This window comes from Microvirga makkahensis (assembly GCF_009830105.1).
GTDB lineage: Bacteria > Pseudomonadota > Alphaproteobacteria > Rhizobiales > Beijerinckiaceae > Microvirga > Microvirga makkahensis.
The window spans coordinates 529,079-538,418 of the sequence record NZ_WURB01000001.1 but is presented as its reverse complement, the minus strand read 5'-3'; the positions used below and the strand labels follow the sequence as shown (position 1 = coordinate 538,418).

General features: G+C 65.1%; 12 protein-coding genes. 11 read left to right on the top strand and 1 reads right to left on the bottom strand.

Going from position 1 to position 9,340, the window contains the following annotated elements:
* Nucleotides 1–236: 236 nt before the first annotated feature.
* From uvrC to GR328_RS02625, 11 genes are all read left to right on the top strand, one after another.
* Complete coding sequence (uvrC, locus tag GR328_RS02670) at nucleotides 237–2,252, top strand: excinuclease ABC subunit UvrC (protein ID WP_160882957.1); 2,016 nt, start codon at nucleotides 237–239, stop codon at nucleotides 2,250–2,252.
* Nucleotides 2,253–2,345: 93 nt separating this feature from the next.
* Nucleotides 2,346–2,924, top strand: coding sequence for a CDP-diacylglycerol--glycerol-3-phosphate 3-phosphatidyltransferase (gene pgsA / locus GR328_RS02665; protein WP_246215632.1), 579 nt, complete (start codon nucleotides 2,346–2,348; stop codon nucleotides 2,922–2,924).
* 4 nt (nucleotides 2,925–2,928) lie between these two features.
* Nucleotides 2,929–3,180, top strand: coding sequence for a molybdopterin converting factor subunit 1 (gene moaD / locus GR328_RS02660; RefSeq protein WP_160882955.1), 252 nt, complete (start codon nucleotides 2,929–2,931; stop codon nucleotides 3,178–3,180).
* A 3-nt stretch (nucleotides 3,181–3,183) separates the two neighbouring features.
* Nucleotides 3,184–3,642, top strand: coding sequence for a molybdenum cofactor biosynthesis protein MoaE (locus tag GR328_RS02655; RefSeq protein ID WP_160882954.1), 459 nt, complete (start codon nucleotides 3,184–3,186; stop codon nucleotides 3,640–3,642).
* 68 nt (nucleotides 3,643–3,710) lie between these two features.
* Nucleotides 3,711–3,944 (top strand): hypothetical protein, encoded by a 234-nt coding sequence (locus tag GR328_RS02650; protein ID WP_160882953.1) that lies wholly within the window; start codon nucleotides 3,711–3,713, stop codon nucleotides 3,942–3,944.
* Between the two features lie 440 nt (nucleotides 3,945–4,384).
* Complete coding sequence (locus GR328_RS02645) at nucleotides 4,385–5,413, top strand: extensin-like domain-containing protein (protein WP_160882952.1); 1,029 nt, start codon at nucleotides 4,385–4,387, stop codon at nucleotides 5,411–5,413.
* An 83-nt stretch (nucleotides 5,414–5,496) separates the two neighbouring features.
* Nucleotides 5,497–5,949 carry a hypothetical protein gene (locus GR328_RS27085; RefSeq protein WP_246215631.1) on the top strand — a complete coding sequence of 151 codons (453 nt, stop codon included), beginning with the start codon at nucleotides 5,497–5,499 and terminating at the stop codon, nucleotides 5,947–5,949.
* A gap of 86 nt (nucleotides 5,950–6,035) precedes the next feature.
* Nucleotides 6,036–6,602 carry a ribonuclease T2 family protein gene (locus GR328_RS02640; RefSeq protein WP_246215630.1) on the top strand — a complete coding sequence of 189 codons (567 nt, stop codon included), beginning with the start codon at nucleotides 6,036–6,038 and terminating at the stop codon, nucleotides 6,600–6,602.
* Nucleotides 6,603–6,701: 99 nt separating this feature from the next.
* The gene (locus GR328_RS02635) at nucleotides 6,702–6,839 is read left to right on the top strand and encodes a hypothetical protein (RefSeq protein ID WP_160882950.1); all 138 of its coding nucleotides are present in this window, start codon (nucleotides 6,702–6,704) and stop codon (nucleotides 6,837–6,839) included.
* An 86-nt stretch (nucleotides 6,840–6,925) separates the two neighbouring features.
* Nucleotides 6,926–7,774 (top strand): 23S rRNA (adenine(2030)-N(6))-methyltransferase RlmJ, encoded by an 849-nt coding sequence (locus tag GR328_RS02630; RefSeq protein WP_160882949.1) that lies wholly within the window; start codon nucleotides 6,926–6,928, stop codon nucleotides 7,772–7,774.
* A gap of 72 nt (nucleotides 7,775–7,846) precedes the next feature.
* Nucleotides 7,847–8,452, top strand: a complete 606-nt coding sequence (locus tag GR328_RS02625; protein ID WP_160882948.1) for a glutathione S-transferase family protein — start codon at nucleotides 7,847–7,849, stop codon at nucleotides 8,450–8,452.
* Nucleotides 8,453–8,511: 59 nt separating this feature from the next.
* On the opposite strand, the gene GR328_RS02620 is transcribed toward GR328_RS02625, so the two are convergent.
* Complete coding sequence (locus GR328_RS02620) at nucleotides 8,512–9,165, bottom strand: outer membrane protein (RefSeq protein WP_160882947.1); 654 nt, start codon at nucleotides 9,163–9,165, stop codon at nucleotides 8,512–8,514.
* Between the last annotated feature and the right edge of the window lie 175 nt (nucleotides 9,166–9,340).

Sequence of the window (9,340 nt, the reverse complement as noted above, 5' to 3'; positions counted from 1 at the left end):
CGCTGGCGCATCGTTGGGGAGCGGATCAGGAATGCCATGGCGTCCTTCCCACGTCATCACCGGCCTTGTGCCGGTGATCCCCGGACCGAAGAGCGCAGCCCCGTCAGACGCGTGACGGTTGGGACAGGCCCGGCCATGGCGAGAGGGAGAAGCAGCGATCCGGAGGCGCATTCCAGTTCGGGTCCGGTGCGTTCGCCGCACTTTCCTCTGGAGCGGCCAGCGCTTACATCTCCTCCATGAGTCGCAACACCTACAACGACGTTCCGCCGGACATCCTGGACAACGAAGAGGATGAGGACACCGTAGCCGTGGAAAGCGGCTCGGATGTCGAGTTCGACCTGGAGGTGAACCCCAGTTCCGTCCAGCGGGGCACGGAGGTCATCCGCCGGTTCTGGACGACGCTGCCCAACGCGCCGGGCGTCTACCGCATGCTCGATGCGAAAGGCGACGTGCTTTATGTCGGCAAGGCGAAGAGCCTGAAGAACCGCGTGGGCTCCTATGCGCGGGGCCAGGCGCATTCCAACCGCATCGCCCGCATGATCGCCGAGACCTCCTCCATGGAGTTCGTCACCACGGCGACCGAGACCGAGGCGCTGCTGCTGGAGGCCAACCTCATCAAGCAGCTCAAGCCCCGCTACAACGTGCTCCTGCGGGACGACAAGTCTCTGCCCTACATCCTGCTTACCGCCGATCATGCGGCTCCGCAGCTCGTGAAGCACCGCGGCGCACGCAAACGCAAGGGCGATTATTACGGCCCCTTCGCCAGCGTGTGGGCGGTCAACCGCACCATCAACGCCCTGCAGCGGGCGTTTCTCCTGCGCTCCTGCAACGACAGCTATTTCGAGAACCGTACGCGGCCTTGCCTGCTCTATCAAATCAAGCGCTGCTCGGGTCCCTGCACCAACGAGATCTCGCCCGAGGAATATGCCTCGCTGGTGAGTGAAGCGCGCGCCTTCCTGTCGGGCAAGTCGAATGCCGTGAAACAGCGCATCACCGAGGAGATGCAGCAGGCGGCGGAAGAGCTCGAGTTCGAGCGCGCCGCGCGCTGCCGCGACAGGCTCGCCGCGCTCTCCGCGATCCAGGGTGTGCAGGGCATCAACACGCAATCGGTGGAGGAGGCCGACGTCTTCGCCCTGGACGAGCAGGCGGGGCAGTTCTGCGTGGAGGTGTTCTTCTTCCGCAACTGGCAGAACTGGGGCAACCGGGCCTACTTTCCGAAGGCCGACAAGTCCATGACGCGCGACGAGGTGCTCGGCTCCTTCCTGGCGCAGTTCTACGACGACAAGCCCGCGCCGCGCCTGATCCTGCTCTCCCACGAGATCGAGGACGCGGAGCTGATGGCGGCGGCTCTTTCGACCAAGAGCGAGACGCGGGTGGAAATCCACGCGCCGCAGCGCGGCGAGCGCCGTCAGCTCATCGATTACGTACTGCGCAACGCCAAGGAGGCGCTCGGCCGGCGCCTGGCCGACACGGCCTCGCAGCAGAAGCTGCTCATCTCGCTGGGCCAGGCTTTCGGCATGGGCAGGACGCCCAGGAGGGTCGAGATCTACGACAACTCCCACATCATGGGCACCAACGCGGTGGGTGCCATGGTGGTGGCGGGGGCGAGCGGCTTCATGAAGCAGCATTACCGCACCTTCAACATGAAGTCGGAAGACCTGAAGCCCGGCGACGATTACGGCATGATGCGCGAGATGCTCCAGCGGCGCTTCGCGCGGCTCGTGAAGGAGGAGCCGAGGACGCCCGACCAGCAGGAGGCGGACAGGTCCTCCGGGCCGGACGACGCGTTTCCCGCATGGCCCGACCTCGTCCTCATCGACGGCGGCAAGGGCCAGCTCGAGGCCGCCCGCCGGGCCCTGGCGGAGGTCGGCGTGGGCGAGGACGACGTGACCCTGGTCGGCATCGCCAAGGGACGGGACCGGGACGCGGGCCGAGAAACCTTCTTCAAGCCGGGCCAGCCGCCATTCAAGCTCCCGCCCCGCGACCCGGCTCTCTATTTCGTCCAGCGTCTGCGGGACGAGGCGCACCGCTTCGCCATCGGCACCCACCGGGCCAAGCGCAAGCGCGAGCTGGTCAAGAATCCGCTCGACGAAATCCCCGGCATCGGCCCCACTCGCAAACGGGCGCTGCTGCACCATTTCGGAACCGTGAAGGCGATCCAGCGCGCGGCTCTGGAGGACCTCATGAAGGCCCCTGGCGTGAATGCGGCCACGGCACGTGCGGTGTACGATTTCTTTCACGAACGGGGGTAAAGAGCTTCCGTTCGCGGCATTGTGGGCAGCCTCTCGGTTGACGGACCGAGCCGAGGCGTGCTTCCTGCCTAACTCATGAGCACAGCACGTTCCATGCGCCGATCCTCAGCCTTCAATCTCGCCAACCTGCTGACCTATGGCCGGCTGGCGGCCGTGCCGGCGGTCGTCGGCCTGATGTTCTGGCCCGAGGATCACTGGTCGCGCTGGTTCGCACTCGCCGTCTTCGCCCTGGCGGCGATTACCGACTATTTCGACGGTTACATCGCCCGAGCCTTCTCGCAGCAATCGGCCCTGGGACGCATGCTCGACCCCATCGCCGACAAGCTCCTGGTCGCAGCCTGCCTGCTCATGCTGGTCGCCGACAAGACGATCCAGAGCTGGGACATCTGGGCCGCTCTCGTCATCCTCTGCCGCGAGATCCTGGTGTCGGGCCTGCGCGAATTCCTGGCGGAGCTGAAGGTGGGGGTGCCGGTGAGCCGGGTCGCCAAGTGGAAGACCACGTTCCAGCTCCTCTCCCTCGGCTTCCTGATCGCGGGGCCGGCGGGCGAAACGGTGCTGCCCGGCACCATTCCGATCGGTCGAGTCCTGTTGTGGATCTCCGCCCTGCTGACGATCTATACGGGGTGGGATTATCTCAAGACCGGCATCAAGCATCTCGTCGATGAGGACTGACTCCATGAAGCTCGTCTATTTCGCCTGGGTTCGCGAGCGGATCGGCAAGACGGAGGAAACCGTCGAACCCCCCGAGGGAATCGCGACGGTCGCCGATCTCGTGCGCTGGCTGAAGGGCAAGGGCGAGGAATACGAGTATGCCTTCGAGAATGAAGCCGTCGTCCGCGCCGCCATCGACCATGTGCACGTGAAGCCCGAAGCTCCGCTCGCCGGCGCGCGCGAGATCGCTTTCTTCCCGCCCATGACCGGCGGGTAGGGGATGGTGGCCGCGATCCGAATCCAGTCGGAGCCCTTCGACGCCGCCGCCGAAACGGCGGTCCTTGCGGCAGGGCGCGGCGACATTGGTGCGACGGTCGCCTTCACCGGCTTCTGCCGGGACGAGGGCGGCAGGCTCTCCGCCCTGGAGCTCGAACATTATCCCGGCATGGCGGAGGCGGAGATCGCCCGCATCGCCCACGAGGCGGAGGCGCGCTGGCCGCTTATGGGGCTCACGGTCATTCACCGTTTCGGCCTGATCCGCCCCGGAGAGACCATCGTGCTGGTGCTCGCGGCGAGCGCCCACCGCCGCGCGGCATTCGAGGCGGCCGAGTTCATGATGGATTACCTGAAGACCCGCGCCCCGTTCTGGAAGCGGGAGCACCTGAAGGACGGCACGGTCGGCGCCTGGGTTGAGGCCAAGGGCAGCGACGATGCCGCGACGGAGCGGTGGAGCGGCTGATCCTTTGGCGCTTGACCTGCTCTGCCAGCAGGAGGACCATTCCGCGTGGACGACATGCGGAGGCGCTCATGCCCAACGTCCTGCTCTTTCTCACGCTCCTGGCCGGTCCGGCCGCCGCCCAGCAGACGCCGGCCGCCGGCCATGATCCTCTCGACTGTTACTGCCGTGCCCAAGGACGGATCTTCGCTCCGGGGGAGACCATCTGTCTGAAGACGTCGGAGGGCCCCAGGCTCGCGCAGTGCCGGATGGAGATCAACGTGATGTCGTGGAGCATCACGGCCAGTCCCTGCCCGGAGGCATAAAAAACGCTGCCGGAAGCGGCAGCGCTGTCAAGAAATGAAGCTCGTTGCTCCAGCCGCCGATGGCCGGCTGCCAGCTTAAAGAACGCCGGCGACGGTTGCGCAAATGAACGAGAAGGAAAGGCAGGCGGCAGCGATGTTGAGAGTGCCGACCCAGTCGAAATTCGTTGTCATGTTCATGACAGACCCCCTGTCTGAATAGAGGGGAGCCTATCAGGATGGAGGGGGCCTGAAAAGGCCTCGGCAGGACGGATGGCGGCCGACACGATCTGCCGAAATGGTTAATAAATCATTAACCCCTTGACTTCATTGAAGGCCGAGCGACAAGGCCCCGCGACAAAAAATTTCTGCTCCCGAAGAGGACAAGGCTCGGCGGGAGTGTGCCGAGGGACGGGCGGGGGAGCGTTGACCGGATGTTTACCGGGACGGGGCAAGCTCGGTCCATGCGTCGTGTGTTAGTTGCGTTTGCTGCCCTGTCACTTGTCGGGCTCGGATTGAGCGGTTGCGGGTTGTTCCGGTTCGAACAGCGCGAGCCGTGGCGGGCGCAGGCCGAGGAGGCCTGCCTATCGCAGCGTCTGGTTCAGCCTTCGGCCTATATGGCTCTCTCGTCCAGGATCGACGGCCCCGGCGTCTGCGGCATGGATTATCCCTTCAAGGTCGCCGCCTTCAACAATGGGGAGGTAGGCCTGAAATCCAAGGTGACCCTGGCCTGCCCGATCATTCCACGCATCGACACCTGGCTCGACGAGATCGTGAAGCCTGCCGCTGTGCTGTATTTCGGCGTCCCGATCGTGGACCTGAAGGCGGGTTCCTATTCCTGCCGCCCGCGCAACAACCGGCGGGGTGCCAAGCTCTCGGAACATTCCTTCGGCAATGCGCTCGACGTGATGGCCTTCATCCTGGCCGACGGGCGCGAGATCAAGGTGGCCAAGGGCTGGCGGGGAGATCCCGCCGAGCAAAACTTTCTCCGCGAGGCTTTCGTGGGCGCCTGCCGTTACTTCACTACGGTGCTGGGCCCGGGCTCGGACGCCTACCATTACGATCACTTTCACATCGATCTGGCGCGTCACGATCCACGCGGGGACCGCCGCGTCTGCAAGCCGGCTCTCAAGTTCACGCCGCGGATCGACCCGGAACGGAGCCAGCAGATCCTTCAGAGCGCGCAGGGCCATCTGCCGTCCGCGGACATGGAGCAGGACGTGCCGGAGGAGAGCTCCGCGGCCGGCTACGCCTCCGATTCGCCGATGGGTGCTCCCGTGGCGCCTCCCGTGATCTCTGCTCCCGTGCCGCCCGCCCAGCTTTATTCCGGCCATGCGGGATCGGAGGTCTATACGCCTCCGCCGCCCCCCGGATATGGCGGATATCCCGCGCAGCAAGGCTATCGGCAGCCCCAGCAGACTTATGCGCCGCCGAGGTCCGGGGGACCGGCCGCAGGACGCCCCCTGGTGCTGAACGGACACGCCGCCTATTAAACCGCAAGCGGAGCCTTGACCTTCCGGGCCGCCGCCCACATGGTCGATGTGACGTCAATCTGTCGACCTTTGGAGCAGTGGAAATGAAGTGGCTGGCGGTTCTTATCTCTTGCCTGACGGTGAGCGCACCCGTGCTCGCTCGCGAGATAACCCCGGCTGAGCGGCGGGAGAGGGCCCACGAGCTTTCCTTGAGAGGGTACGACGCCAGCCTGCCGGCCTGCAACGATCCGGCGGTCCTCGGCAACATCGCCTCGAAATTCGAGACCAAGGAGCGCCGGTTCTGGAACTCCGACCTGAAGATCCTGGGCTTCGAGCGGATCGAGCAGGTTGCATGGCGCCCCTGGGGCCTCGATTACATCCCCCGCCGCTATTGCACCGGCACGGCCATCGTGTCCGACGGCTACAGGCACAAGGTGAACTTCTCCATCCGGGAGGATCTGGGCTTTCTCGGCATCGGCTGGGGGACCGATTCCTGCGTGGACGGCTTCGACCGCCACTACGCCTACGCCCCTCATTGCAAGCAGGCCGCGCCTTGAGCTTTGGACGGTGGCTCGCCCTGGCGGGCGCCTGTCTTTTTGCTCTCCCTTGCGCGGCCCAGCCGCGTGAGGTGAGAGGAGCCCCGATGGGGCGCTTCGACTTCTACGTGCTCGCCCTGTCCTGGTCGCCCGGCTATTGCGAGGCCAGCGGCCGGAAAAGCCGACAATGCGGCAGCGGGAGCGGCCTCGGCTTCGTCGTGCATGGGCTTTGGCCTCAGCTGGAGCAGGGCTATCCCAGCTTCTGCGAGCCGAGTGGGCGTTTCGTCCCGAGCACGGCGATCGGGGAGGCGTCGGGCCTCTTCCCGGACGACAATCTCGCCCGCTATCAATGGCGCAAGCACGGGAGCTGCTCCGGGGAGAGCCCGAGTGCCTATTTCAAGGCCGTTCGGCAGGCCCGGGACCTGGTACGCATCCCCGACAGCTTCAAGGCGCTGCATGACCGCTCGCAGGTTCTCCCGAGCGAGATCGAGCGGGCCTTCATGAGCGTCAACCCGGGGCTTCGACCCGACATGATCGCCGTGTCCTGCCGCCGCCGCATCCTTCAGGAGGTCCGGATCTGTCTCGACAAGGATCTGCGCGGCTTCCGCCGGTGCCCCGAGGTCGATCGCGACGGGTGCCGGGCCGGCGAGATCGCGGTTCCCGCGCTGCGCTGAAGCATCGGGAAGAGTCTCGATAGTGTCGATCCAGATTTGGGGATACTCCAGAGCATCGGATGAAAGGCGGGATCTCTTTCCGATCCGCCGATCCTCGTCATGGCCGTCCCAGGACTTGATCCGGGGATCAGGCCCGGCCATCTCGACCCGAAAGGCGCGGCGCTCCGATCCATCTGGATCACCGGCACGAGGCCGGTGACGACGGAGAAGGACGCCATGCCGCTCCCGCTCCCCTGATTCACGACCGATGCGCCGTTCCGGAAGTGGAGCAACGGCCCCCGAAACGGGTCCACTTTTTGGTCCCTTGTTCTAGGATTCGATGCATGAACTACCGTCATGCCTTTCACGCCGGCAATTTCGCCGATGTCATGAAACACGCTCTTCTGGTGCGGATCCTCGTTTATCTACAGCGCAAGGAGACGCCGCTCCGCGCCATCGACACCCATGCCGGAATCGGTCTCTACGACCTGACCGCCGACGAGGCCGAGCGGACGGGCGAATGGGTCGAGGGCGTCGGGCGCCTCGATGAGCCCTTCTCGGCAGAGGTCGAGGAGATTCTCGCCCCTTATCGCAAAGTGATGGCCGATGTGCGTGCCCGGCACGGAGAGACCATCTATCCCGGCTCTCCTGGCATCGTGCGCGAGTTGCTGCGGCGCCAGGATCGCGGCGTGTTCGTCGAACTGCATCCTGCCGACCACGCCGTGCTGAGCGAGGCATTCAATGCGGTGTCGAACCTCAAGGTGATGCACCTCGACGGGTGGACCGCCCTTCACGCGCTCGTTCCTCCCAAGGAGAAGCGTGGGCTCGTGCTGATCGATCCGCCCTATGAGAAGACGGGGGAACTGGAGCGGATGGGCACGGAGCTTTTGGCAGCGCTCAGGAAGTGGCCGACCGGCGTCTATGCCGGCTGGTACCCGATCAAGGATGTGGCGCCGGTCGATGCGGTGGCGAAGAGGCTGCATGCCGAGAGTCCGCGCCCCGGGCTGCGCCTCGAACTCTACGTGGACGATCCCCGGGACCCGTCGCGCCTGAACGGCAGCGGGCTCTTCGTGCTCAATCCCCCCTGGCCGCTGAGGGGCGAGGCGGAGATCCTCCTGCCTGCGCTCGCGGAGCGCCTCTCCCGCGGCGGTTACGGCGCATATCGCTGTGAGGCTTTCGGTCCTCCTGCCTAAGGCGGATTGCGGCTCCGCCCGGGAGGGGGCATGAAGGCAGCCGTTTCAGGCACCTTCCACAGGACCCAATCCATGCTCGTTCTTCGTTCCTCTCCCGCATCGCCCTTCGGGCGCAAGGTCAAGATCGCCGCCTCTCTTCTTGGTCTCACGGATCGCATCCAGATCGTCGATGCGGACACGTTGAACCCGGAGGACGACCTCCGGCAGCAGAATCCGCTCGGGAAGATTCCCACGCTGGTTCTGGAGAACGGCGAGACGCTCTACGACTCGCGCGTGATCGTGGAATATCTCGATTTCCTGGCAGGCGGCGGACGCATGATCCCGGCGGGGGAGGCTCGCTTCGCGGCCCTGCGCGAGCAGGCGCTCGCCGACGGCATCCTGGATGCAGCGCTGCTGCAGGTCTACGAGGGCCGCTTCCGCCCGCAGGACAGGCATGAGCCCAAATGGGTGGATCATCAGGTGGGCAAGGTGGAGCGCGGGCTGGCCTATGCGGAGGCGCATCTGTCGACGCCCTCCGCCGATCTGCATATCGGCCATGTCGCTCTGGCCTGCATGCTCGGCTATCTCGACCTGCGGTTCACAGGCCGCTGGCGCGAGACGCATCCGAAGCTCGTGGCTTGGCTCGCCGATTTCGAGGCGCGTGTCCCGGCCTATGCCCAGACGAGAGTGGCTCCGTAAGACACACGAAAAAAGGCCCGGGTTTTCCCGGGCCTTCTCTGTCGCGGCTGCGACGGATCTTAGTAGGTGCCGAAGCGGAAGTTCAGACCAGCGCGAACAACGCCGAAGTCGCTTTCGCCGGTGCTGTAGGTCACACCATCGAAATCGAAATCGTCCTCGTCGAGGTTCACGTACAGACCTTCGATCTTGGCCGAGAGGTTGTTCGTGAAGGCGTACTCGAGGCCGCCGCCGAGGGTCCAGCCGCTGCGGTTGTCGGTGAAGGCGAAACCGCCGGTGGCGTAGATGAGGGCGCGGTCGAAGGCCACACCGGCGCGAGCGCGGGCGGTGCCGAACCAGTCCTCGGAATCGAGCGTGACGGTGCCCGTCGGGAAAGCATAGGTCACGGAGCCGAAGTCTGCGTACTGGATGTCGCCTTCGAGACCGACCACGAAGGAGCCGATCTGGTAGTTGTAGCCGATCTGGGCGCCGCCGATGAAGCCGCCGTCCTCATCGCTGTCGCCAACGATGGTCGTGGTGGGATCGAACACGATGTCTTCGGCATCGTCGTTCCAGCCGTAACCGGCGTTCACACCGACGTAGAAGCCGGTCCAGGTGAAGATCGGGGCAGCCGCCACGATCGGAGCCGGAGGAGCGGCGCGCATGGGCAGGTCCGCAGCCGAAGCAGCACCGGCGAAGCCGAACAAGGCGACGCTGGCGAGAAGAATCTTCTTCATGGTTTCTCTTTCCTTATCGATGTCATACTCCGCGCAAGCCAAGGGTCGCTTGGTTCGAGCGGAGCACTATCCGTTTATAGAGCGACAACCGGACGAGGGCTGTGACATGACAACCACAACACCCCAAAGGCACTGTGGCGGCAATGTGGCGTTGTGTTTTGGATTTCCCCTTATG